Below are 25,799 nucleotides of genomic sequence, written 5' to 3'. Positions count from 1 at the left end.
AACTTATCTTGAATTGAATAATAATTGTATTTTAAATATTACTTAATTCTTTTGTCTTAAAACAAAAGTTCAAGACTGGAATCCTCAACTAAAAATGAAACCAATAAAAATCAAAGATTTTTTAAAAACTTAAGTGTACTTCTTATACAGCATTCTGGTACTTAAAACAGCTAAAGTGTTAAAAAAACTTTTGGGCTTTTGTGATTGCATTACCATGGTGAGATTCTTTCATTCCGCTTTGCTTCATTCAGAATGACAAAGGTGGTTGATTAAAATGAAGTCAATAAAAATCAAAGATTTTTTAAAAACTTAACTGTACTTCTTATGCAGCATTCTGGCACTTAAAATAGCTAACGTGTTTAAAAAACTTTTGTGACTTTTGTGGTTTAAAAGACATGTGGTGTTGAGATTCCTTCACTTTGCATGAGCTATGTTCTGAAATCGAAGATTGGACGTAGTCAATGACATAGGATTGTAAAAAAAAGAAAAGCGCACCAATCGGTACGCTTTCATTAGTATTTTAAAAGAAGATTATTTCTTCTCTTTAGATCTTTGTAAAACCTCATCTACCATTCCGTAGTTTTTAGCTTCTTCTGAAGTCATCCAGTAGTCTCTGTCAGAAGATTTTTCAACCCACTCGTATGTTTGACCTGAATGTTCAGCGATGATGTCATAAAGCTCTTGCTTTAATTTCAACATCTCTCTTAAGTTGATCTCCATGTCAGAAGCAACACCTTGTGCACCTCCTGAAGGCTGGTGAATCATTACTCTTGAGTGCTTAAGCGCAGAACGTTTCCCTTTTTCTCCAGCAACTAATAATACAGCTCCCATTGAAGCAGCAATACCTGTACAGATTGTCGCTACATCTGGCTTAATGATCTGCATGGTGTCATAAATTCCTAAACCGGCATAAACACTACCCCCTGGAGAGTTGATGTAGATCTGAATATCTTTTGAAGGATCTGCACTTTCTAAGAATAGAAGCTGTGCCGTTACGATATTAGCTACCTGGTCATCGATTCCGGTTCCAAGGAAAATAATTCTGTCCATCATCAAACGGGAGAAAACGTCCATTTGAGCAACGTTTAATCTTCTTTCCTCCATGATGTAAGGGGTAAGATTTGTTGGACCATACATTCCCATATACTGATCGGTAACCAAACCGCTGTTTCCTAAATGCTTTACAGAGAAATCTCTGAATTCTTTTTTAATGTCCATATTTCTATTGGTATTATTTTTAAATTTTCTAAACTTTAAATTACAACTTTTATTCCTAAAATTTTATAGGACTTTTTGTCAGAAATGATTTCTTCTTTCGGCTGCAATTTGTCTGAATACTACTTCTTTCTATCTCTATAAATGCCTTTAATAGGCGAATACTCTATGATATCATTAAGTTTCATTGAGGCCTGTTTCAGTAAGGTAATCTTTTTTATAAGCTCAAAATATTTTCCTTCATCTGCGCTATGATCAAGTTCTTTGGCGGTCTCTTTTATGAGATAGTCGATGTATCTGTATTTATGCAATAAAACATCACCTTTAATCTGCTCTGCTACCTTGTCTCCATAATTGGGAGGATAAATATTTCTGGAAGCCCAGTTTTCAAGTTCATCCAGGGGAATCAATGCATCTACAACTTTGGAAGTAATTTGTTCATCCATAAAAGTTACAAAAAAATTCCCGCTTCTAAGCTCATCTTCTTTAATTCCTTCTTTTACCTGGTCAATGATGATTTCATTTCCTTTGACTAAAAACTCATATTGCTCTTCTTCAAAATGGTGCAAAATTTCTTCGATAACTGTAATCTGGTATTCAGTGTTATTTTCGTCTGTTCTTTTTAAAACCACATCACCAAACATAAGCATATGATCAACCAGCTTACTTTCCATAAATAAGACATCATAAAGAAAAGGATCACCTTTATCATCTTCTAAAGGCACGACCTCCATCTTTACGGGAGCATTCTCTTTTTGTTGCTGAACGTGTTGCGTTTGATTCTGATTGATCTGTCTCTGAACATCCAACTCATTGAACAAACTTTGCTCAGAAAGCCCAAATTTATTGGATACTTCTTTTAAGTAAACTTCTCTTTTCAGTGCATTTTGAACAAATCCAACCGACTTTACAATATTTCGTATTGCTTCAGCTTTTTTGATCGGATCATTTCCAGCTTCTTTTAAAAGTATTTCAGCTTTAAAATCAATAAAATCCATCGCTTCATTTTCGATGAATTTTTCCACATAATCTTGTGGATGCTTTCGGGCAAAAGAATCGGGGTCATCACCTTCAGGGAATAGAAGAACCCGGATGTTCATTCCCTCGGTAAGCAACATATCAATACTTCGGAAACTTGCTTTGATCCCAGCATTATCTCCATCGAAAAGGATGGTTACATTTTCTGTAAGCCTTTTGATGAGTTTGATCTGCTCTGTTGTAAGAGAGGTTCCTGAACTGGCTACCACATTTTCAATTCCTGACATATGAAGCGAAATCACATCCATATATCCTTCTACCAGAAGACAGATATTTTTTCTGGAAATAGCCTGCTTACTCTGGTTTAAGCCATAAAGAACATTTGATTTATGATAGATCTCTGTTTCCGGAGAATTGAGGTATTTTGCCGTTTTGACATTATTCTTAAGAATACGTGCACCAAATCCCAATACCCTTCCTGAAAAACTATGAATAGGAAAGATTACCCTTTCACGAAAACGATCGATACCGTTGGGTGCATTTTCAGGGAAAATAGAAAGTCCTGATTTTTCAAGAACTTCCTTAGCATATCCTTTTTCCAGAGCATACGCTGTAAATGCATTTTTCTTCTCGGGAGAATATCCTAGCTGAAATTTTTTAATAATATCATCCTTCAGCTCACGCTCTTTGAAATAAGCCAAACCAATTGATTTGCCTTCTTCAGCCTCCCATAGAAAATTTTGAAAATAGTCATTCGCAACTTCATGAATTTTATACAGTAAATCCTTTTCGGATTGAGCATTTTTTGCTTCTTCAGAAAACTCCCTCTGATCTTCTTCAATTTCAATCCCATATTTCTTCGCAGCATGACGAAGCGCTTCAGGATACGTAAAATTTTCGATTTCCATAAGGAAGGAAATGGCAGTTCCTCCTTTTCCCGTTGAAAAATCTTTCCAGATCTGCTTACTGGGTGAAACTACAAAACTTGGGGATTTTTCTTCATGGAAGGGACTGAGCCCTTTATAATTAGACCCTGCCCTCTTCAACTGCACATATTCACCCACAATCTCTTCAACCCTGATCGTGGAGAATATTTTATCTATGGTCTGTTTGGAAATCATGATGTAAAAATAAGGAAATTTAAGGAGATGTTAGATACCCGAAGTTAGATGTTAGATCCAGAACATAACAACAAATCCTGCAATTACTTCCAACTCTCAGCCTTCAATCTTCTAACATAAAAAAAACAAACACACCAAAATTCATTATTTTTGCAACAAATTACTTTCATGCAATTCAATATAAATAGTCTCGAAGACTGGCAGGGTGTTGTCGAACAGATTACCCCTCAGTTGAAATACAATATTCTTCTGTTAAAAGGAAATCTTGGAGCAGGAAAAACAACGTTCACTCAGTTTTTACTTAAAAATCTTGGAAGTGATGATGAGGTCAATTCTCCTACCTATTCGATCGTCAATGAATACAATACTCCGAAAGGAAAAGTCTATCATTTTGATCTTTATCGTTTAAAAAATATTGATGAGGTCTATGACATAGGCATTGAGGAATATCTTGACAATTCTTTTTTATGCATTATAGAATGGCCGGAAGTATATGAAGAAGATTTATATGGCTTACAATACCACGATATGAGTATTACAAATACCGGAGAAAACAGAGAAATTACATTCGAGTAAATATTATTGTATCTTTGCTTACTGAATTCGATTATAAAACAATTATCTGTAAGACATAACTAATGTAAAGAATGAGTACTACAAATATTTTCACTCCTTTTACTGAAGAAGAATTGATGCCGAAAGAGGAAAAATTGGAAGTTATAAAAAAGGGCAAACAATTTAGTATTGGTATTCCCAAAGAAACGTGTCTTCATGAAAGAAGAACCTGTATAACACCAGATGCAGTACAGGTATTGGTAGACCACGGCCACGAAATCATTATTGAAGCGGGAGCCGGAGTAGGATCTTTTTTTACAGATTTACAATATTCTGAGTCAGGAGCAAAGATCACTACAGATCCTAAAGAAGCCTTCGGACAGGATTTAATTTTAAAAATTAATCCACCTACAGAAGAAGAGATTGATTATATGAAGCCTAATACCTATTTGGTATCTGCTCTTCAAATCAACTTAAGAGACAAAGCATATTTCCTAAAACTGGCAGATAAAAAAATCAACGCTATTGCTTTCGAGTTTATCGTTGACGAATACAAACAACTTGCTTTGGTAAGACTTGTAGGTGAAATTGCCGGAACTGTTTCCATCTTATATGCTTCAGAACTATTGGCTTTGTCCAACGGATTAATGCTAGGTGGAATCACTGGAGTACGTCCTTCGGAAGTCCTTATTCTGGGAGCGGGAATCGTAGGTGAATTCGCAACAAAAGCGGCTATCGGTCTTGGGGCCAGTGTAAGAGTTTTTGATAATTCCCTTTCTAAATTACGAAGACTTCATTCTATCGTAGACAGCAGAGTACCAACTTCAATTATTGATCCTAAAGAGCTTGGTAAAGCTTTAAGACGTGCCGATGTTGTGATCGGTGCCCTTCCAAGGTTGAACATGCAGCCAATCGTTACAGAAGATATGGTAATGAAGATGAAAAAAGGAAGTGTGATTATTGATATTACTATAGATAATGGTAAAGTAATCGAAACATCAGAACTTACGACCATGGAAGAACCTTATATCATAAAACATGGAGTGATCCATTGTGGGCTTCCCAACCTGACTTCAAAAATGCCAAGAACAACAACCAAGGCAATTTCTAATTTCTTCCTATCCTATATTTTAAATTATGATGAAGAGGGAGGTTTCGAAAACATGCTGATCCGTAAGAATGAAATGAAACAAAGTCTTTATATGTATAAAGGCAGACACACTAAAAAAATAATCTGTGATCGTTTCGGACTTACTTATCATGATATCAATCTTTTAATTTTCTAATGAAAAAACTGAAATTCTATTTAATTGGCCTTATTCCAGGGCTTATCATTGTATTTTTTATATTAAACAAGAAAGGCGCAAGCTGCTCTGGTTATTTGCCGAACAGCCGTGTTATTGCCGAATCACTTTCAAAGGATTTCAAATATTCGGAGAGCTTCTCGAATGAAATGAAAATGTATAAGATTGATGAGAAGTTTTTAAAAGATAGCATCATTACTAAAGGAAAAGTAGATTTTGACAAAAGTCATGCACAAAAAAAACCTTGCCCCAGCTATGTGCTGATCTATCCGGAAACCAATCCAATCTACGAAATAGAGTACGAAAAATGTGAGGAAAATCTCATGTTAAACAGTTTAAAAAAACTTAAGTAAGCGGATATCATTTAAAGAAAATTACGATGGATGGCAATTACTACATGATTCATGATTATCTGATATTCATTGGAGTCTTTGCTATTTTCTTTTTTCTTACAGTAAGTATTTATCTGTTCGCGCAGAACAAAAAATACAGACAACGAAATACCAAGCTTTCTGAAACCAATAAGATTATTGAGCAGCGGTTAAACGAAGTTCAGCTGGAACATATTGGTACTAAGCTTAACCCACACTTATTTAAGAATATTCTTAATTCGGTTCAGTCCCATGCCTATCAGACGTATATGTCATTAGATAAGCTGGCCAATGTATTGGATTATATTTTATACGAAAGCAATAATAAATTTGTAAGTCCAAAAGAAGAACTTACTTTTGCCCTGAGCCTGATTGAAATTAATAAAATCAAGATCAATCCCCTTTTTGATTTCAGGATTAAATCTAAAATTGACAAAACAGATCGGATTTTTGAGGAAAAGGTTTTTGCTCCTTTAATTTCTGTGGATCTTATTGAAAATGCTTTTAAACATACGGATTTTTTAGCCCCGGATTCATTTATATCCATTTACTTAGAATTGGAAAATGGCATTTATACGATGAAGGTTAGCAATAAAGCATCCTTAAAAAATGTTTTAGAAAAAGAGAAAAGTGGTTTTGGAAGCCAGTCTTTAGATCAGAGGCTGAAAATGATTTACAATACCCATTATCAGCTTCATAAAAGTTCAAAAAACGGTATCTTCACTGCAGAATTACAAATCAATTTAGGAGAATTTTATGATAAAATGCGTTATTCTTGATGATGAGTTGCTGGCGATAAGCTATCTAAAACTTCTATGCGAACAGATCGACAATGTGGAAGTGGTAAAAGCATTTAATGATCCTAAGATCTTCCTCAATGAAATCAATTCAATAGATTGTAATGTCTGTATTCTGGATATTGAAATGCCTGGAATGACAGGACTTCAGGTTGCAGAATTAATCTCAGATTCCAAAAAGATCATTTTTACAACAGCCTACAAAGAATATGCTGCTGAAGCATTCGATCTCAATGTGGTTGATTATGTAAGAAAACCTATTAAAAAAGAAAGGCTTATACAGGCTTTTGAAAAAGCTAAAGAACTTGTTTCTTCTCCACAGAAGAAAGACTTTATAGAGTGGAATACCAACATTGGGAAAACCATTATTTTTACAGAACAGATCGCTTATATTAAAACGTCTGAGATCGATAGTCGCGATAAGGACATTATCCTCAATGATGGTACTAATATCGTTTTGAAAAATCTAAATTTTAAAAATCTTTTGGAAATGCTTCCTGCTAAAGATTTCGCTCAGGTCAATAAAAAAGAGATCGTTGCTTTATCTTCTATCAAAGTATTTTCTACCAATGAAATTATTACAACCATCCTTACAGAAGATGAAAATTTCCTCAAACTTCAAATCGGAGATACTTATAAAAACTCTTTATTGGAAATGTTTGGAAAGTAGATCTTTCAAAGGATTTGGTTTTCATTCCAAAATTCACCTGTTTCATTACACATCCCCGATTTAAAATATTTAGTCACCGTATTTTTGTACCTGATTAAATGATTTGATAATGAAAGGATTTTTTTATGCTTGCGGACTTCTCATATCTGGCTTTTGTCTTGCTCAGGAATCAACTCCAAAAGTAAAAGCTGCATTTTTTGACGGAGTGGCAGTAGTCGGATATGTAGATCATGGGGCGTTCATCAACTTTACAGGGCCTAATATTAACCTCACCTATCACAACACAAAATTCATTCTGGGAATGCTTCCATCCCTAAGAATAAAAGAAGACAAATCCGAGGGAACCAGAAACAGTGCTATTATGCCGACGTTGGGAGCAGGCCTTACTTTTGTTTATAAAAAGATTGCCCTTCAAGTTCCTGTCTACTATAACACCAAGACTTCCACACAAAATGGAAACTGGAGAGTAGGTATTGGATTAGGCTATTCTTTAAAATAAAACTTTCATTACATTATTTATGGTATTTATTACATTTTGCGAAAAAAAATATCTACCATCCATATATTCTTTAGAAATTTACACTAAAATAACGGTACTATGAATTTGGGGAAATACAGAAATATAATTTTTTATATAGTCACGATTGCTGTTTTCTCTTGCCTGATGTATTTCTTCATTATTGAAGGGCAGACATTAGAAGTGGGAGAAAATATTGTTGTGAAAACAAGTACAGGATCTACCTGGGAAAGCTTTGTGGAATCCTTTAAAACAAACCTCCATCACCCATTAGCTTTATTACTGGCTCAGATTGTTACCATTATTTTGGTTGCCAGATTATTCGGATGGATTTGCATGAAAATAAAACAACCGACAGTGATCGGAGAAATGATTGCCGGTATTGTTCTGGGGCCTTCCCTATTAGGAATGTATTTTCCTGAATTCTCATCATTTCTTTTTCCAAAAGAATCGTTAGGGAACCTACAATTCCTGAGTCAGATAGGATTGATTCTCTTCATGTATATCGTTGGGATGGAGCTTGATTTGAGTGTTTTGAGAAAAAAAGCCCATGATGCGGTAGTGATCAGTCACGCTAGTATTATTATTCCATTTGCTTTGGGTATTGGCCTTTCCTATTATATCTACCAGGAATTTGCACCTGATGGTATACAGTTTACCTCTTTTGCTTTATTCATTGCTATTTCGATGAGTATTACGGCCTTCCCGGTATTGGCAAGGATTGTTCAGGAAAGAAACCTTCAGAAAACTAAACTAGGAACAATTGTTATCACCTGCGCAGCAGCAGATGATATTACTGCCTGGTGTATTCTTGCTGCTGTGATCGCTATTGTAAAAGCAGGTTCATTTGCCAGTTCTATCTATGTGATTTTAATGGCTATTGGTTATGTATTTTTCATGATCAAAATCGTAAGACCTTTCCTTAAAAGAATCGGAGATTTACAGGCTGGTAAAAATACCATTAATAAGCCAATGGTTGCTATCTTCTTTTTGACTCTTATCCTTTCTGCATACGTTACAGAAGTAATTGGGATCCATGCTTTATTCGGAGCATTTATGGCTGGTGCGATCATGCCTGAGAATGCTAAATTCCGAACACTTTTTATCGATAAAGTTGAAGACGTTGCATTGGTTTTATTACTGCCGTTGTTCTTCGTATTTACTGGACTTCGTACACAAATTGGCTTATTAAATGACGGACATCTGTGGATGACAGCCGGATTTATTATCCTTATTGCGACTGCCGGTAAATTTGCTGGAAGTGCTTTAACAGCCAAATTCCTCGGAATCAACTGGAAAGAGAGTCTAACAATCGGAGCATTGATGAATACAAGAGGATTAATGGAATTGATTGTATTGAATATTGGATATGACCTTGGTGTATTAGGCCCTGAGATCTTTGCAATGCTGGTTATTATGGCTTTATTCACTACTTTTATGACAGGCCCGGCACTTGATTTTATTAATTATATTTTCAAATCTAAAAAAGAAGAGGACACTATACAGGATCATAGTGGTTCCAAATACCGTGTTTTGCTTTCATTTGATAATCCTGAATCAGGAAGTACTTTACTGAAGCTTGCTCATGATTTTACCAATAAAATGAACGGGAATAAAAGCATAACTGCCATGAATATTGCTCCGGTCGATGAAATGCATGCGTATGAAATCAATGAATATGAGAATGAACAATTTAAAAATGTCATCGAAACTTCTCACGATCTTCAACTGGAAGTAACTACTCTTTTCAAAGCTTCTACGGATATTGAAAATGATCTTACCAATATTTCTAATAAAGGAAATTACGATCTTCTTCTCATCATGCTTGGAAAATCTATGTATGAAGGAAGTTTACTGGGCAGACTATTAGGTTTTACCACAAAAATTATCAATCCTGAAAAATTATTGAATACGGTAAAAGGAAAAGGTTATATTTTCAACAATTCTCCTTTCGACGACTTTACCTTACAGATTTTAGATAAAACCAATATCCCTGTAGGAGTTCTTGTAGAAAAAGACTTCAAGAGTGCAGATAAAGTATTTGTACCGATCTTCAACCTTAGCGATTTCTATTTGTTAGAATATGCCAAAAGGCTGATCAACAATAACAACTCCCAGATCATTATTCTGGATGTCGCTGGACAGATCCGCAATAATATCGAAGTAAAAGAGCTCATCAGAAGCATCGAACAGGTAGCCCCTAATCACATCACCCTATATAATGAGAAAAAGATCGAAAAGGAGTTTTTAAATTCCCAGGATCTTATGCTCATCAGCAGTAAAAGCTGGAAAGGATTGATCGATACCAAAAGTATATGGTTATCTGATATTCCTTCTGCTCTTATAATATCTAATCCATAATTTGTTTGATCGATACTTGTTTGGATTTATATAAGTATAAAAGACCAGCTCTAAGCTGGTCTTTTTTTGTTGGTTTTACTGAAATTCGTAAATGAAATTAGATTTCTATTACCATTTATGAGCTAGATATTCATCAAATGGAGTATTCCAAAACCATGGAGGTGAGCAGAACTCTGTTAATTCACGGAGAATATGTTGCATCCTCTCTTCATAAATTGAATCACCACCATAATCATCATGATCATATTCAATATGCTTATCATTGATAAATTTCCTAAAATCTTCATTTAAAGTTAAGCCTTCATCTCTAAGTTTGTTGATCTCTATGAAGAAACTATGCGCTAGTATTCTAAAATCTTTATTATCTAAAGTTGATATTGTTTTAAAGTCTAACCTTTCAAATAAAAAATTCAATTGATTGATCATCTTACTGGTTTCCATAATGGTACTATTGCCTGTATTTGAAGGTTAAATTATGAATAAATAAAGTATCATCTGCAAAAAATTTATCATTTTGTTACTTTAGACAAAAATCATATTTATCATTTCAAAAATATTTTATACCTTCGCTTCGTGATTACAAATAACGGAACATATTACTATAGAATGTTTAACTCAGAACTGGGATAGAGATTCTTATATATGATATACAACCTCGTCCTCGGACGGGGTTTTTTATTTTAAAATTAAAAAAGATGAAAATAAGTATTATTGGTGTCGGACTCATTGGGGGATCCATTGCTTTAAAACTAAGAGAAAAAGGAATTGCAGATTTTATATACGGAATTGATAACAGCAGCAGGCACCTTGATGAGGCATTAAGCTTAAAAATCATTGATGCTAAGGTAGATCTGGAGTATGGAATTAAAAATTCCGACCTTGTCATTATAGCCATTCCTGTAGATTCCGCAAGAAAACTATTGCCTGGTGTTTTAGATTTGGTATCAGATCATCAAACAGTAATGGATGCTGGGTCTACCAAAGCGGGGATTGTGAACGGGGTAAAAGATCATCCAAAAAGATCCCGATTTGTTGCATTTCACCCAATGTGGGGTACGGAAAATAGTGGCCCAAAATCTGCCATTGCTGAGAGTTTCTCAGGAAAAGCCGGAGTGATCTGCAATAAAGAAGAATCAGCTACCGACGCTCTGGAGCTTGTTCAAAAAATTGTAGAAGGTCTCGATATGCACCTTATCTACATGAATGCTGAAGATCATGATGTTCATACCGCTTACATTTCTCATATTTCTCATATTACGTCTTATGCCCTCGCCAATACGGTTTTAGAAAAAGAACGTGAGGAAGATACCATTTTTCAATTGGCAAGTTCTGGTTTTTCCAGTACAGTAAGGCTCGCAAAATCCCATCCGGAAATGTGGGTTCCGATCTTTAAGCAAAATAAAGAGAATGTTTTGGATGTTCTTAATGAACATATCTCCCAACTTCGAAAGTTTAAAGCAGCTTTGGAAAAAGAGAATTATGAATATTTAACTGAATTGATCTCCAATGCTAATAAAATAAGAGGAATACTTGATAAGTAATCCTCTTATTGAATTTTTTTTCTCTGTCATTTCGACGAAGGAGAAATCTCTTGGTTACTTTAAAAATTGATTGTACCTTTTCTTTTGTCTTAAAACAAAAGAAACAAAAATTCAAGACTGGAATCCTCAGCTAAAAATAAATCCTATTCTCTAAAAATTCTAAAACTCGTGCGGATTTGAAGTATGTTTATTATTTACTATTCAACCCGCACTCAAACAGTAGAATTTTTTTAACGTTCACAGAATTTATTTTTTTAACGCCTCCGGTTCCTAGGTCGGTATCAAAAAATCTTCGATTTTTTTAACTTATGTGTACTTTCTGTTTTCAAAATTGTAAGCTTGAAGAAACTAAAGTATTTAAAAACTTTTGTGACTTTTGTGGTTCAAATATAAAAGTTATATCAAATAAAAAATCAAAGATTTTCTAGAAGCTTATGTGCTCTTCATTATGCAGTAATATGGTAAGCTTTCTTACATGTTCTAAAGTGTTTTAAAACTTTTTGGTTTACTATATTGAGATTCTTCGCTTCGCTCTGAATGACAAAAACAATAAAGCACCCTCTTATTGAATTTTTTTTCTCTGTCATTTCGACGAAGGAGAAATCTCTTGGTTACTTTAAAAATTGATTGTACCTTTTCTTTTGTCTTAAAACAAAAGAAACAAAAATTCAAGACTGGAATCCTCAGCTAAAAATAAATCCTGTTCTCTAAAAATTCTAAAACTCGTGCGGATTTGAAGTATGTTTATTATTTACTATTCAACTCGCACTCAAACAGTAGAATTTTTTTAACGTTCACAGAATTCATTTTTTTAACGCCTCCGGTTCCTAAGTCATTAATAAAAATCTACGATTTTTTGTAAGCTTATGTGTACTTCTTATGCGGTATATTTTAAACTTAGAATAGCTAAAGTGTTTAAAATTTTTGTAATTAATGTCGTAAACTGGAGATTGCTTCACATTCGTTCGCAATGACAAAGTGTTTAAAAACTTTTGTGACTTTTGTGGTTCAAAAAACTCATATAGATTTGCTCTATTTATCTCTAACGAATTAAGCACGTCTTTACAATTAATTTTCAGACGCAAAGATTTTATAATACCACTGTATGATATTAAGATGGCAAAGAATTGCTTCGCTTATAAAGGTTACATTAAATAAAAATCAAAGATTTTTAAGAAGCTTATGTGCTCTTCATTATGCAGTAATACTATAAACTTTCTTACGTGTTCTAAAGTGTTTTAAAACTTACGTAGTCTGCTATATTGAGATTCTTCACTTCGCTTTCGCTTCATTCAGAATGACAAGGATGGAAAATTAAAATGATCAACAAAAATCAAAGATTTTTTAGAAACTTAAGTGTATTTCTTATACCGTATTTTGGTACTTAAAATACTTAAGTGTTTAAAAATTTTTATAATTAATGTTGTAAACTGAGATTGCTTCACATTCGTTCGCAATGACAAAGTGTTTTAAAGCTTTTGTGACTTTTGTGGTTAAAAAATCAACAAGATCATATCATCATTTCTAGCACTCCGGAACATTCACCGCAATAGCCAATCCCCCTTCAGAAGTTTCCTTAAAACGGTCACTCATCGATTGTGCTGTTTCCCACATGGTCTGAATAACCTCATCAAGTGTCACTCTTGCTTTTGTAGGATCACTTTCAAGAGCGATATTCGCTGCTGTAATGGCTTTCATAGCACCCATTGTATTTCTTTCAATACATGGGATCTGTACTAATCCTTTGATAGGGTCACAGGTTAAACCTAAATGATGCTCCATTGCTATTTCAGCTGCCATGAGTACCTGACCTACACTTCCACCTAAAATCTCAGTAAGACCAGCCGCTGCCATTGCAGAAGAAACACCTACCTCAGCCTGACATCCACCCATTGCAGCGGAAATGGTAGCATTCTTTTTAAACAAGGTCCCGATTTCTCCGGCAACCAATAAGAATCTTACAATATCATCTTCGCTTGTAAAAGGAGTGAAAGCCTGAGCATACATTAAAACGGCAGGAATAACACCACTTGCTCCGTTTGTAGGAGCAGTAATGATTCTTCCAAAACTCGCATTCTCTTCATTTACAGCCAAGGCAAAACATGCGATCCATTTATTGATATTGGTAAAGTTTTCTTCGGCATCAACCACCTGCTGAAACCATTCATCGATATTTTTATAAATTTTATCTCCTAAAAGTTTTCTGTTGATTCCGGCTGCTCTCCTGGTAACATTTAAGCCTCCAGGCAGAATTCCCTCTTTATTAACACCTTTATAGATACACTCTTTAATCTGGTTCCAGATGTTCAGTGCTTCCTGTCTGGTTTCTTCCTGAGTTCTCCAGCTTTCTTCATTGATCAGGATCAGATCTGAAAACTTTTTGAATCCTAACTTTTCGCAATATTTTACAATATCCGACCCGTGATGACAAGGGTACAATGTTCTGACACATTGCTTCTCTATAGAATTTTTCTCCTGGCTTGCAATGAACCCACCTCCTACAGAATAAAAGTCCTGAACAAGCTCGGTACCATCTTCAAATACAGCTCTGAAAATCATTCCATTGGGATGAAAATCAAGTGATTTTTGCATATTTAAAACCAAATGATATCCGTAGATAAAAGGAATTTCTTTTTCTCCACCCAGGTTAATGATTTGATCTTTTTTTATTTTCTCAATTTTTTCATCAATTTTTGAAGTGTTGATCGTTTTAAAATCTTCACCATTCAACCCAAGCATTCCGGCAATATCTGTACCGTGCCCAATTCCCGTTTTAGCTAATGAACCGAAAAATTCCAGGAAAACTTCCTTCACCTCTGCGATGGATCTTTCCCTTTTTATAATTCTAATAAATGCAGAAGCTGCATTCCAAGGCCCCATTGTGTGCGAACTGGAGGGACCGATCCCTACTTTAATAATTTCAAATACTGATATTGATTCCATAAAAGATTCATCATTTTTCCTCATAACAAAGATACATGATAAATCGTTATTATGCTTCTCTTAATATTAGGATTGAATAAATATTTAAACAAGTGCTACCACTTCAGACTTTCTTCATGCTGCGACATATCCAAGCCTATATTTTCTGACTCTTCTGACACTCTTAAAGTGATGATTTTATTGGTCAGTTTGTACAAAATCAAAGATCCGAAGAAAGCAAATAGAGAGACTAAAATTAAGGCGATCATATGATGAGCAAAAACCTCAACTCCACCGTGTAAAAGACTTGCCTTTTCACCATGTGCAAAAATAGCAGTCAATATCATTCCCATAATTCCTCCTACTCCGTGGCAGGCAAAAACATCCAGTGTATCATCAATTTTCTTCAGCTTTTTCCAATTCATTAGTATATTAGAAACAATAGCTGAAATGAACCCGATAAATAAGCTTTCCGGAATAGAAACAAATCCGCATCCCGGAGTAATGGCAACCAATCCTACGACTGCACCAATACAGGCTCCTAATGCCGATACACTTCTTCCGTTGATACGGTCAAAAAATATCCAGCTCATCATTGCAGAGGCTGAGGCAATCGTAGTGGTTCCAAAAGCTGTGGCCGCAGTAGCATTAGCTCCCAGAGCAGATCCAGCATTGAAGCCGAACCATCCAAACCAAAGCATACCCGTTCCCAAAAGAACAAAAGGAATATTAGACGGTTCATGGTGTGGATTTTTTCTGTTTCCAACAACCATCGCTCCGGCAAGAGCCGCAAATCCCGCACTCATATGCACTACTGTTCCGCCAGCAAAATCTTTCACCCCAAAGTATTTGTTTAAAAGACCGTCGGGATGCCACACCATATGACAAAGAGGAGTATAAATACAGATACTGAAAAGTACCATGAATAACAAATAAGAAATAAACCGAACCCTTTCTGCAAAAGAACCGGTAATCAATGCGGGAGTAATAACGGCAAATTTCATTTGAAAAAGAGCAAATAAAATAAAGGGGATGGTAGAAGCCATTGTCTTATGAGGCAAAACACCTACATGATTGAAAAAAGGATAACTCAAAGGATTACCAATCAATCCGTAATGCTCACCATTTATTTCAAAACCGAGAGAATCACCGAATGATAGAGAAAAACCAACTACAACCCACAAGATAGAAATAACTCCTAAGGCAATAAAGCTTTGCAGCATCGTGGAAATTACATTCTTCTTACCTACCATTCCACCATAGAAAAATGACAGTCCGGGAGTCATTAACAACACAAGACCTGCCGCTGCTAAAATCCATGCGACGTCAGCTCCTATAATTTTGTCTTCACTTAAAAACTCACCAGAATTAGGTAAATCAGTTGTGGGAGTCCAGAATAAACCACCAATGGCAACTATTGAAATTATAGTAAAGGAGACCATCCACTTCAATCCTATTTTCATAAAATTTAATTTTAACCCTATCAAAAATAGATATAAATTTTATAAAAACATACTTTCAAAACAAAATACCCATAAATTTTTAATCAAAAATTATAATAATGTATATTTTACGAAAATATTTCATCCAGAATTCTGGAAACTTCTTTATGTTTTGTGGCTGGAAAAAGATGGGTGCCACCTTTAATAATATAATCAGGCTTTGAGTTTTTCAAAGGAAATACGATATCCCTATCCCCCAATATCTGAATCACATCAGGGTTTTCTTCAAATCTCCAATCAGAAATCTGTTCTATAGACCATTTCAGATAATAAGGATCTTTCACTCTGAAATATTGTAAAACCTTCGGATTCTTTGGATCAAAGAATTTTCTCATAACAGAATAGGCTGTAGCACTCTTCTCATTAAAAAAACGAGTCGGTAACATTTTGGGAATTCCGGTAATCTGTCCCGCCTTTATTAATTTCGATTTTTCTTTATCAGACTTTATGCTTCCCAGGATCACGACCTTTGCAGCCGGTTTTATTTTATTAATTTCCTGCACCATGATTCCTCCAAAAGAATATCCCAAAAGATAAAACGGTTCTGAATCATCAATTTTAGCAGACATCCTTTCAATATACTGGGGGAAACTTTCCTTCAGTCCCGGAATGAGCCAATCTATAAATACCACTTCGAGATGTGCAGGAAACTGCAACTTCTCTAATACTTTAAAATCTGCGCCAAGTCCGCTTACTATATAGATTTTCATAATGCTAAAATAAAAAATATGGATAACTATTTAAAGTTATCCATATCTAATTTATTGTTAAAAGTAGTCCCTTTTATTTTTTCTTTACAGGAACCCTGTTATCGTTATCTAACTTTTCTGTAGAAACTTTGAACTGAATATCCATTTCATCCTTAATGAAGTAATCTTTCAATGAAGACTGGTAGAATACTTTGAAGTCTCTTCTGTTCAATGAGAATTTAGCAGACTCTACGACTACTGTAAATTGAGTAACATATACATTAGCAGGGAAAGTAATTGTTTTTCTAACCCCTTTTATCGTAACATCACCATATACTGTTGAATTGTACTCACTGTTTGCCAAAGGAATAATCTTAGTTAAGTGGAAGATCGCAATCGGAAACTTTTTAACTTCAAAGAAATTAGTGCTCTTAAGGTCGTTTGTTAGCTTAATCTGATCTTCATCAGAAACATCTCCTGCCATTAGACTTCTCATGTCAATTGTGAATTCACCATCTACCAAAACCGTTTTATCAAAATTGAACTTCCCACTTTTCAGTTTTACTGTACCGGAATGTGATGAAGCCACGGTTTTTACAACCTTATATCCCCACCATCTGATCTCGGAAGAAGTCACTTTAGAAACCTTATCAAATTTTCTCTGAGCAGAAACAAATGATATGCTTATACACATCATAGCAAACAATAGTAGTCTTTTCATTCTTTTTTATTTACAATTCAACAAAAATAAAAAAAAGTGTAGAACTTCTACACTTTTAACAATCTTTTTTTGATTAAATTATTTAGCAGTCACTTTTACAAGCATATCGATATCATCTTTCACAAAAACGTCTTGCATAGTTGATTTGTAAGCAACATCAAATTTCTGTCTGTCGAAAGAGAACTTGTTAGATACTAAACTTGCAACTCCTTTGCTGTATGCGATTTTTGCAGGGAAGGAAATACTGTTTGTTTTTCCTTTTACAGTAAGATCTCCGGTTACTAAAGAGTTATATACCTTATCATCGTTTTTCTTTACAGAAGTGATTTTAAAAGCAGCTGTAGGATATTTCTCAACTTCGAAGAAATCTCCGTTTTTCAAGTGACCGTTTAATTTTGTCTGATATTCTCCGGAAAGGTCTGTAGATGTAATAGAAGTCATATCAAGAACGAAAGATCCACCTACAAGGTCATTCCCTTTCATTACAAGGTTTCCAGACTTTACTTTTACAGTACCATCGTGAGAACTTGCCTCAGATTTTGCTACTTTGTATCCCCACCAGTGAACATCAGATGCTACTACTTTTTTTGACTGACCGAAAACTAAACCGCTAGCCAATACTGCTAGTAATAATATTTTTTTCATTGAAATAAAGTTATTTAATTGTTTATTTAACGACACAAATGTAGCTATCTTATTTGATAGATTTTATTGATGTACATCAATAAAATCAATTATTTTCATGAATAATATCAGGCATAAAAAAACTCCGGAATTTCCGGAGTTGATATTTGTTATTGATAATAAGCTGTATAGAGTGCGGCGCCATGAAGGCCTGTAAGATTATTCTTGATCAGATAGATCGGAATGTTTCTTAGCATATCCTCCATTTTATCACTTATCTTAAATTTTTCATAGAATTTACCTTTATCCATATAATCATTCAGCATCTGAGGAATGTCTCCTGAAATCAGCAAACCTCCAGTAGCTTTAAGTTTCAATGTAAGGTTATTGGCTTCTCTTGCAAGAAACTCAAGGAAAGTATCCAAAGCAATTTTACAGATCAATACATCATCTTCTACAGCTGCTCTGTAAATTTCCTTTGAAAAGTTACCGTTAGCAAGACGATCGGCTAACCATTCAGGCTCCGGATGTCTTTTAACGTCTCTTAAAAATCTGTAAATATTAAAGAGTCCTGTTTTAGAAAGAACATTCTCCCAACTTACAATTCCATAGATGTTATTCAGGAACTGATAGAACTCTACTTCAACGTTGGTTCTCGGTGAAAATTCAGAGTGCCCTCCTTCTGTTGCAAAAGGTCTCAAATATTTCCCATCAAAGAAATACCCTGCTTCTCCCAACCCATTTCCAGGTGCAAGAATAGCAACATTTCCTTTTTCCAGGTGTCCGCTGGTATAAATAGGATCTAAATCGCTATCTTCTAAAAGCCCCATTCCATAAGCAGAAGCCTCCAAATCATTAATCATCCCTACCATTTCGAATCCGAATTCATTTTTAAATTCTTCAACATCGAAATTCCATCCTATTCTGACAGGACTACTTTTCCCGTTAAGAACCGGTCCTGGAACCGCTATTCCTAAACGCTTTACATTACTTAGCTGATTTTCCTGAATAAATTTTTTCAGGATTTCCGAGAAAGAAGAAAATTCTTTTGTAGGATAGCTGGTTTGTAGTTTTATATCGAGCCCTCCGTTACCAGACATATAGTAACCTAATGTAGTAACATCTTCACGCAAGTTTGCCCCAATGATAGAGACATCATTATTATTACTGTCTTTTACGCCCGGTAAATAAAGGGGAAATTTTGGATTTAAGTTCATAATCACAAATTTTATCAAATATAATAATAGTTTTCGGAAATCCTGTAGGGTAATAAAAAACCTTTTCAAAAAGATGAAAAGGTTTTGGCTAATAATTGTTTATATATAAATCTAACTACTTTCCTAGTGCAATATTGTAAGAAAATCCGACACCAATGTTACCCACATTGTAGTCCTGATTTACTAAATCACCTTTACTTCCAGTAAATACCTTCTGATATTGTACGAAGAAATTCCAGTCTTTGTTATGGTATCCGATTTCCGGTTTGATATAAAAACCTCCACTTGGTCTGTCAACCAAAGTATTTGAAGCTACTTTATCATCTCCTACCAAGAATCCATAACCTAAGTCAGTTCCAAAATAGAAACCTGTTTGTTTAGGATAAATTCTGATTAATGCTGCTACAGGAATTACCCCTACATCATTATTTTTATATCCATTGTTTTCTTTTCCAAAATAATGGGAATAACCCGTTGCGATACCTAATCCGAATCCCGGAGTAATCAGATTTTGATAAGCTACATCTACTCCTACAGCCGCAGAAAGATTATCAGATGGAACAGCTAATCCAACGTTAGCTCCTACTTTAAGCATATTGTTCATCTGTACGCTCTGTGCACTTGCTACACCTGCTGTTAAAATTCCAGCCAATAAAACTGCTTGTTTAAACATTTTCATAATTTCTGATCTTTAAATTTTACTATTCTGTATGATGTAAAAATCATGCCAAGCAGGCACTTTTTCATCGTTTTAACATCAACAAAATACACAAATCAATGAAAATCAAATAGTTAATTTTTGTTAAAATTTAAATAAATGTTTAATTAACATTAACAAAAAGAAGTTAAAAATGTGAAAAAATTTCAAAACCCGACCCAAAGGGATGAAAAATATCCAAGGCGGCTTCGGGAGCTTCAGCCACCAGAGATATTTTATTTTTGTTTAAAATTAATGATGATTTTTCTGACACTTAAATAAGAACAAATTATTTCGTCTCCTATCATTATCGCTTACTGGCAGAGGCTCTCGAAAAACAGCAAGCATAAAAAAAGACTGCTTTTAACAAGCAGCCTCTTCTTATCATCATAAATTAAGCTCTATTAAGCTGTAATTTGTTTCTTTTCTTCTTCTTTCTTATCTAATTTCTCACTCACTTTTTTTACGATATATTCAATAACTAGTGGTGCAACTATAGCAATGACTGCTTTAAGAATTCTTGATTTCATATTTATTTATTTTGATTAATAATTACAATTTTTGAGCCATTCATACAATCAGGCATCTTCCCTCTCATTAAGATGCTGATAATTCTGAAAGGCTTCTTGTAAACTGGCCTGAATCCTTTTCTTAAGTATATTAGGTTTTAAAACCGTTATAAACTCTCCTAATCCCAGGATCATTCTTTCCAATTCGAAATTTAACTGAACATATATTTTAAATGTAGTTCCACTTTCGTCCTCTTTTATAATTTCCTGTGAGTGATGAAAGGGTTTTGTTTTTACATAGGGAGCATGCTTTGAATTAATTTTAAAAATAACATTCTGCGCACGCAGATTTTCTGAAACAGTAACGCCAATTACCTCTTTAAAATATTGGTCAGAATCAAACTCTTTATCAATGTAGGTGATCTTTGCTTCAATAGAAATTTCTTCCATCCTGTCTAATGCCAGATTGTACATTTTGTTCTTGTGCCAGCAAATAAGAAACCAACGGTTGTTGTACTCTTTTAACAATTGCGGATGAACGATATAGCTATCTGATTCTTTTGCCTTAAAGCTCTTATAGAGAATTTTTAACACATTCCTGTTTAAAATACTTTCATACAAAATGTCAATATGCTCCAACCCTTTTAGCCTTTCATTTTTGTCCAGATGTATAATGGATTTCTGATTCGTAGAATGAATAGAATCTTCTAGTTTCTGAATGACCCCATTCATATCTTTAAACATCGAAAAATCTTTGAATTGTTTTAGGATCTGAACAGCATTATTCATCGCCTTCAGATCGCTTTCGTTCACAGAAATATTATGAATACTGTATTCGGGATCGCTATATCTGTAATATTTCCTGTCATAGACTTCAATAGGAGCCTCATAACCAAACTTTTCACTTCGCATATTCTGCAGGTCCAATTGCACAGTTCTTTTACTGACAAAGGATTCTTTGCCTTCAAATTCAAACAACGCTTCAGAACACTCATCGATCAGGTCTTCTAATGTATATTGGCGGTATTTGTTTTTTAGACATTTGTCCAATGTCTTGTAGCGGATCAGTGCATTTTTATTGGATGACATATTTTCGTATTTGCTTTGTACTTGTTTAGGTTACATAGTCATTGCGAACAGAAGGTGAAGCAATCTCCATAATGATCTAAAGATTGCTTCGTCGCTTTACTCCTCGCAATGACAGAATTCACTTTGCGTCTTAGCGATTAACTAAAATTACTTTTTTCTTAATGCCTCACCCTCAAAGGCAATCCCATCCCATCCGAACTCAATGAAATTTCTGATATTCTGATGATCTGTTCCTTCAGGATTGTTAAGAACATCCTCTCTATAGAACTCTCCGAAAAGATGTAACACTTCATCTTTGGATAAATTATTCAGTTTTGCAAAACTAAATACTTTACATGAACCGTTATTTTGATCAGCTTCATTTACCGTATTTCCATTTTTAAATTTTGTAGGTGTAAAGTCGTAATTCCCGTCAATATAGGCAATAACTTCTTTGAATTGAATAGTTTCGGGAGAGTTTTTTAATTGTTCTAATAGCATATTTGTTTATTTTTAGGCAAAAGGGCGAATAGGCAAATAAGCGAATAAGCGAATTTGTTAAGCCGTGAAATCGTTAAATCGCAGAATCGTTAAACTGCAACCTCAATTCACGATTTGACGATTCCGCGATTTTGCAATTTCGCCTTTCAGCCTTTCTGCTTTTTTGCTTTCCGCTTTTGTAAAAATAATTAAAAAAAATATTATCTACGCAAAAAGATTGCACACTTGCTTCATTACTTTGCATCAACAAAATGAGAGAACACATGGAATTTAATGGAAATCACTTAATTGAATTAGGATATAGACCAGCAAAATGGTTTAAGGAAGCCATCGAATATATCAATGAAAATAAACTGGATGAATCTGAAATCAAAATATATCTGGAGCAATTTAAGCAAGCAGAGATCATTCCTTTGCGTGAAACTCCAAAGGATTTCATCATTAACATCAGAGCTGAAAACGAAAGTGAAAATGATAATGTAGAAAAGGTGATCAGAACGATGCGGGTTTTAATGAGAACACCAACTCTGGTTGATGGAGCCTTAATGCCTGATGCCTGTCCAACAGGTCCGGAAGGTCATATTCCCGTGGGAGGAGTTGTAGTCGCTAAAAATGCTATTCACCCGGGATTTCATAGCGCAGATATCTGCTGTTCTGTGATGTTGACAGATTTTGGGAAAGCTGATCCTAAGAAAGTATTGGATACTGCTCATTCTATAACCCATTTTGGATACGGAGGAAGAGCAAGAGGAGAGCAAATGCCAATGTCTCAGGAATTAATGGATGCATTTAGAGAAAATTATTTCCTGAATGATGAAAAGCTGATCAGTATTGCCCGTTCTCATATGGGAACTCAGGGGGATGGAAATCATTTCTTATTCGTTGGTATTTCTAAAAACACAGGAAATACAATGCTGGTAACTCATCATGGATCAAGAGCTCCTGGTGCCGCATTATATGATAAAGGAATGAAAGTAGCCAATCGTTTCAGACAAGATATTTCCCCGGAAACATTGAAAGAAAATGCCTGGATCCCTTATGATACTGAAGAAGGAAAGTCTTATTGGGAAGCCCTTCAATTGATAAGAACATGGACGAAAGAAAATCATACTTCTATTCATGATGCTGTTTTACATAAAATGGAAATTGAAAAAGAGAATAGATACTGGAACGAACACAACTTCGTATTTAAAGATGGAGATTTATTCTACCATGCAAAAGGAGCTACTCCATTGGATGATAAATTTATGCCTGATATTACAGGACCAAGATTGATTCCATTAAACATGGCAGAGCCCGTTTTAATCGTTCAGGGAAAGACCAATGAAAGAAACTTAGGATTTGCCCCTCACGGAGCAGGAAGAAATTTCAGCAGAACTCAACATAAAAAATCCCTGGCTCATAAAACCATTGAAGAAGTTTTCGCTGAGGAAACAGAAGGATTGGATATCCGGTTCTTCTCCAATGAAATTGATATTTCTGAATTACCCACTGCCTATAAAAGTGCTAAAAATGTACGAGCTCAAATTGAGGAATATGGATTATGTGAGGTATTGGATGAGGTAATGCCTTATGGATGTATTATGGCAGGTGATGTAGGAAAAAATGCACCATGGAAAAAGAAAAGAAAATTCAAAAAGGCATAATGCTAAATTGAATTGATTACTTATCTATTTTTAATCTCGCGGATTAAACATTTTATCAGTAAGATCTGCGAGAAATGAAATAAATCAGAAGCAGTAGCTCAGTGGGTAGAGCAACAATAACTTTCCGCTATTGGCATAAAAAGTTCCTATAGCGTGTGTCACAGGTTCGATTACTGGCTACTCTACAAAATGATAAAAAACATTTATATTTAACTATCATTTGCTTTTTATGATTAAAAAAACAAAGGCAAAGAAAGTTCCTATATTTTGGTTATTACTTTCCGCTTTTAAAAAAAATTTTGAGCAAAGGGAGTTCCTATACTTTTTTTAAGAAATTTACTCCCCGCTCTTTTAAAATCATAGGTAAAAGGAGTTCCTATAAAGATTACACAGCATTACTCCTCACTTATTATTTTTTATTACAACAATGAAAACACTTAAATTATTTAACGCTGTACTAGCCCAGGAATCTACAGAAAACCCATTTATTTCAAATGATGGTTATATCATTGAACCTTCTGCAATATGGGCAAAGCAAAGAATTATTGATTATTATTCAAAGGAAAGACTGAATGGTTATGATCTAAACAAAACCTTTCATAAATCCTGGATAAAAATCAAAGAAACCAGTCGGTTTGATTTACTGCTTGAGCAAATTGAGCATTATTTTTCTACTTATGGAAGTGATTTCCAGGAAGAAGTTTATCTGCCGGATGAAGTACTCAATATTCCAGGTCTAAAGCTAACATTCAAGATAATTAAAGCCTATACCAAAGAAGAAATGCAGGAAAAATGTCTTTCTTTATTGAGATCAGGGATTGCTTTAAAAGAAGAAACGATCGATGATCTTCTGGATATTCTGCATGATGAACTGGGATATATTTTCACCGGAAAAGAAAACATAAGAAATAAAGAAGCCATTGTAAAAATTGCTGATTTATTTAATGTCTATCCAGAAAGTCCAGTAGAGTTTTTCCGATATGTAATCTATAAAACTACAGATACAACTCTTTTAATCAAAAATGATGAACTGATTACTGCCATTAAAGAAAGTAAATTCAATGCAACTCAATTATTTGAGAATTTTGGATTGGAAAGACTTGCAGAGATTTTCAATAGGTTCAAACCTTTGTTTCTGGCTTATAAAAAGAAGTCTCCAAAAACGATCAACAAGATTTCCAAACTCTCAAAAATTTATCATCAGCCTTTGATTTCAAACCCATTGAATGATGCAACCCATCATTTACTGGAGGAAGGTGATTTGCACTGGCTGGAAAATGCTACACCATTTGCATTGTTTAAGGCCTTATCAGCCTGTTATTCAAGAATGTATGGTCAGAATACTTTTGTATATAGAGTCCGAAATGGAAAATCCTGGGTTAAAAAGGGGAAAAGTACGGATGTCAATGAATTGAATTATGAATTCATTTTGGATTTCTTACAATCAAAATATAATCTTTCAGGAAAGACCATCTATTTCCCTGCTAATGTAGAATATGGATTACCTACTTCTGAAAAAATGTTTGTAGGGAATATTCCAACAGGAACAAGGTTCTATGGAGATAGATTAGCTGTTGGCATTTATTGGGAAGACGCCTGGGGTGCTTTCGATCTGGACCTTTCCGGACTGAATATCGCAGGGAAAATTGGATGGAATGCATCTTATAATCTTGATAACGGACAACTTATGTACTCCGGAGATATGACTTCTGCTCCTAAAGGTGCTGTAGAATATCTTTATGCTAATAAAGGATTTAATACCCCCACTCTTATTATGAATAACGTTTATAATGGAGATAGTAATTGTGGTTATAAAATTGTAATTGGAAACGGAGATGACATTTCACGTGATTATATGATGAATCCTAACAATTTATTTGCTGAAATTAAATGTACATCTCCACAAAAACAAACCATATTAGGAATGCTTTTATTAAAAGGAGGAAAGCAATGTTTTACATTATTGAATTTCGGGGCCGGGCATTCTCATGTTTCTGGAAACTCAGAAGTATCGAAAATGGCAACAGATGCTCTTTATCAACAATGGTATGAGCCATTATCTTTCAATATTCTTGCAGAAGAGCTTGGAGCAACGATCACCACGGATAAAGAAGAAGCCGATTTTGATTTCTCTCTGGAAACTCTGGATAAAGATAGTTTCATCAGGATTTTCACCTCCTCAAAATAAATGCAATAGTAAATATTTTTCTCTCGCTGATTTAGCAGATAACGCAGATTTTTATCATTTGTTAATCCGTTTAATCAGCGAGAGA

23 protein-coding genes are annotated in these 25,799 nt (G+C 34.5%); 10 read left to right on the top strand and 13 right to left on the bottom strand.

All coding sequences use genetic code 11. The annotated features are described in order from the left end of the window. Positions 1-531 precede the first annotated feature (531 nt). Together clpP and dnaG are read right to left on the bottom strand one after the other, a co-directional pair. A complete protein-coding gene (gene clpP / locus JHL15_RS07930) occupies positions 532-1,218 on the bottom strand; it encodes an ATP-dependent Clp endopeptidase proteolytic subunit ClpP (RefSeq protein ID WP_007842699.1) in 687 nt (228 codons plus the stop codon). A 119-nt stretch (positions 1,219-1,337) separates the two neighbouring features. Next, entirely contained in the window at positions 1,338-3,314 is a 1,977-nt protein-coding gene (gene dnaG, locus JHL15_RS07925; RefSeq protein ID WP_200244819.1) for a DNA primase, read from the bottom strand. A gap of 168 nt (positions 3,315-3,482) precedes the next feature. Here dnaG and tsaE point away from each other — a divergent pair, with 168 nt between their 5' ends. The 7 genes from tsaE (at position 3,483) to JHL15_RS07890 (ending at position 9,889) form a co-directional block, all read left to right on the top strand. Then, the gene (tsaE, locus tag JHL15_RS07920) at positions 3,483-3,890 is read left to right on the top strand and encodes a tRNA (adenosine(37)-N6)-threonylcarbamoyltransferase complex ATPase subunit type 1 TsaE (RefSeq protein ID WP_200244817.1); all 408 of its coding nucleotides are present in this window, start codon (positions 3,483-3,485) and stop codon (positions 3,888-3,890) included. A 71-nt stretch (positions 3,891-3,961) separates the two neighbouring features. Further along, the gene (locus JHL15_RS07915; protein ID WP_200244812.1) at positions 3,962-5,155 is read left to right on the top strand and encodes an alanine dehydrogenase; all 1,194 of its coding nucleotides are present in this window, start codon (positions 3,962-3,964) and stop codon (positions 5,153-5,155) included. Beyond that, positions 5,155-5,526, top strand: a complete 372-nt coding sequence (locus JHL15_RS07910) for a hypothetical protein (protein ID WP_200244810.1) — start codon at positions 5,155-5,157, stop codon at positions 5,524-5,526. Before JHL15_RS07915 ends, JHL15_RS07910 begins: the two co-directional genes overlap by 1 nt. Positions 5,527-5,552: 26 nt before the next feature. Next, a complete protein-coding gene (locus tag JHL15_RS07905) occupies positions 5,553-6,323 on the top strand; it encodes a histidine kinase (RefSeq protein ID WP_200244809.1) in 771 nt (256 codons plus the stop codon). Continuing rightward, positions 6,301-7,011 carry a LytR/AlgR family response regulator transcription factor gene (locus tag JHL15_RS07900; RefSeq protein WP_200244808.1) on the top strand — a complete coding sequence of 237 codons (711 nt, stop codon included), beginning with the start codon at positions 6,301-6,303 and terminating at the stop codon, positions 7,009-7,011. The genes JHL15_RS07905 and JHL15_RS07900 overlap by 23 nt, the downstream gene beginning before the upstream one ends. Before the next feature lie 109 nt (positions 7,012-7,120). Next, positions 7,121-7,510 carry a hypothetical protein gene (locus tag JHL15_RS07895; protein WP_200244807.1) on the top strand — a complete coding sequence of 130 codons (390 nt, stop codon included), beginning with the start codon at positions 7,121-7,123 and terminating at the stop codon, positions 7,508-7,510. 99 nt (positions 7,511-7,609) lie between these two features. After that, the gene (locus JHL15_RS07890) at positions 7,610-9,889 is read left to right on the top strand and encodes a cation:proton antiporter (protein ID WP_234047714.1); all 2,280 of its coding nucleotides are present in this window, start codon (positions 7,610-7,612) and stop codon (positions 9,887-9,889) included. A gap of 108 nt (positions 9,890-9,997) precedes the next feature. Here the strand turns inward: JHL15_RS07890 and JHL15_RS07885 are convergent, their stop codons facing one another. Further along, positions 9,998-10,330 (bottom strand): hypothetical protein, encoded by a 333-nt coding sequence (locus tag JHL15_RS07885; RefSeq protein ID WP_200244806.1) that lies wholly within the window; start codon positions 10,328-10,330, stop codon positions 9,998-10,000. A gap of 254 nt (positions 10,331-10,584) precedes the next feature. On the opposite strand from JHL15_RS07885, the gene JHL15_RS07880 reads away from it, so the two are divergent. After that, entirely contained in the window at positions 10,585-11,430 is an 846-nt protein-coding gene (locus JHL15_RS07880; protein ID WP_200244804.1) for a prephenate dehydrogenase, read from the top strand. A gap of 1,524 nt (positions 11,431-12,954) precedes the next feature. On the opposite strand, the gene JHL15_RS07875 is transcribed toward JHL15_RS07880, so the two are convergent. The 10 genes from JHL15_RS07875 to JHL15_RS07835 all read right to left on the bottom strand — a co-directional run bounded on the left by JHL15_RS07875 (position 12,955) and on the right by JHL15_RS07835 (position 21,880). Further along, positions 12,955-14,373 carry an L-serine ammonia-lyase gene (locus JHL15_RS07875; protein WP_200244802.1) on the bottom strand — a complete coding sequence of 473 codons (1,419 nt, stop codon included), beginning with the start codon at positions 14,371-14,373 and terminating at the stop codon, positions 12,955-12,957. A 95-nt stretch (positions 14,374-14,468) separates the two neighbouring features. Beyond that, a complete protein-coding gene (locus JHL15_RS07870; protein ID WP_200244795.1) occupies positions 14,469-15,815 on the bottom strand; it encodes an ammonium transporter in 1,347 nt (448 codons plus the stop codon). Positions 15,816-15,922: 107 nt separating this feature from the next. Next, a complete protein-coding gene (locus tag JHL15_RS07865) occupies positions 15,923-16,564 on the bottom strand; it encodes an alpha/beta hydrolase (protein WP_200244794.1) in 642 nt (213 codons plus the stop codon). Positions 16,565-16,637: 73 nt separating this feature from the next. Beyond that, positions 16,638-17,264 carry a YceI family protein gene (locus tag JHL15_RS07860; RefSeq protein WP_089029501.1) on the bottom strand — a complete coding sequence of 209 codons (627 nt, stop codon included), beginning with the start codon at positions 17,262-17,264 and terminating at the stop codon, positions 16,638-16,640. Between the two features lie 78 nt (positions 17,265-17,342). Continuing rightward, the gene (locus JHL15_RS07855; protein WP_200244793.1) at positions 17,343-17,909 is read right to left on the bottom strand and encodes a YceI family protein; all 567 of its coding nucleotides are present in this window, start codon (positions 17,907-17,909) and stop codon (positions 17,343-17,345) included. A 149-nt stretch (positions 17,910-18,058) separates the two neighbouring features. Next, positions 18,059-19,105, bottom strand: coding sequence for a glucokinase (locus JHL15_RS07850; RefSeq protein ID WP_200244792.1), 1,047 nt, complete (start codon positions 19,103-19,105; stop codon positions 18,059-18,061). Positions 19,106-19,220: 115 nt separating this feature from the next. Next, complete coding sequence (locus JHL15_RS07845) at positions 19,221-19,784, bottom strand: transporter (RefSeq protein ID WP_089029498.1); 564 nt, start codon at positions 19,782-19,784, stop codon at positions 19,221-19,223. Between the two features lie 422 nt (positions 19,785-20,206). Next, entirely contained in the window at positions 20,207-20,332 is a 126-nt protein-coding gene (locus JHL15_RS21285) for a hypothetical protein (protein ID WP_262484872.1), read from the bottom strand. A 48-nt stretch (positions 20,333-20,380) separates the two neighbouring features. Then, positions 20,381-21,400, bottom strand: coding sequence for a helix-turn-helix transcriptional regulator (locus JHL15_RS07840; protein WP_200244785.1), 1,020 nt, complete (start codon positions 21,398-21,400; stop codon positions 20,381-20,383). Positions 21,401-21,547: 147 nt separating this feature from the next. Next, a complete protein-coding gene (locus JHL15_RS07835) occupies positions 21,548-21,880 on the bottom strand; it encodes a HopJ type III effector protein (RefSeq protein ID WP_200244783.1) in 333 nt (110 codons plus the stop codon). A 263-nt stretch (positions 21,881-22,143) separates the two neighbouring features. Between JHL15_RS07835 and JHL15_RS07830 the strand changes: the two genes are divergently transcribed. Continuing rightward, on the top strand, positions 22,144-23,526 hold the full coding sequence (locus JHL15_RS07830; protein ID WP_200245054.1) for an RtcB family protein: 1,383 nt from the start codon (positions 22,144-22,146) through the stop codon (positions 23,524-23,526). A gap of 427 nt (positions 23,527-23,953) precedes the next feature. Further along, complete coding sequence (locus JHL15_RS07825; protein ID WP_200244781.1) at positions 23,954-25,714, top strand: hypothetical protein; 1,761 nt, start codon at positions 23,954-23,956, stop codon at positions 25,712-25,714. Positions 25,715-25,799: the final 85 nt, after the last annotated feature.

The sequence above is a fragment of the Chryseobacterium paridis genome (genome assembly GCF_016595215.1).
Classification (GTDB): domain Bacteria; phylum Bacteroidota; class Bacteroidia; order Flavobacteriales; family Weeksellaceae; genus Chryseobacterium; species Chryseobacterium paridis.
This window is presented reverse-complemented; position numbering and strand designations above follow the sequence as displayed.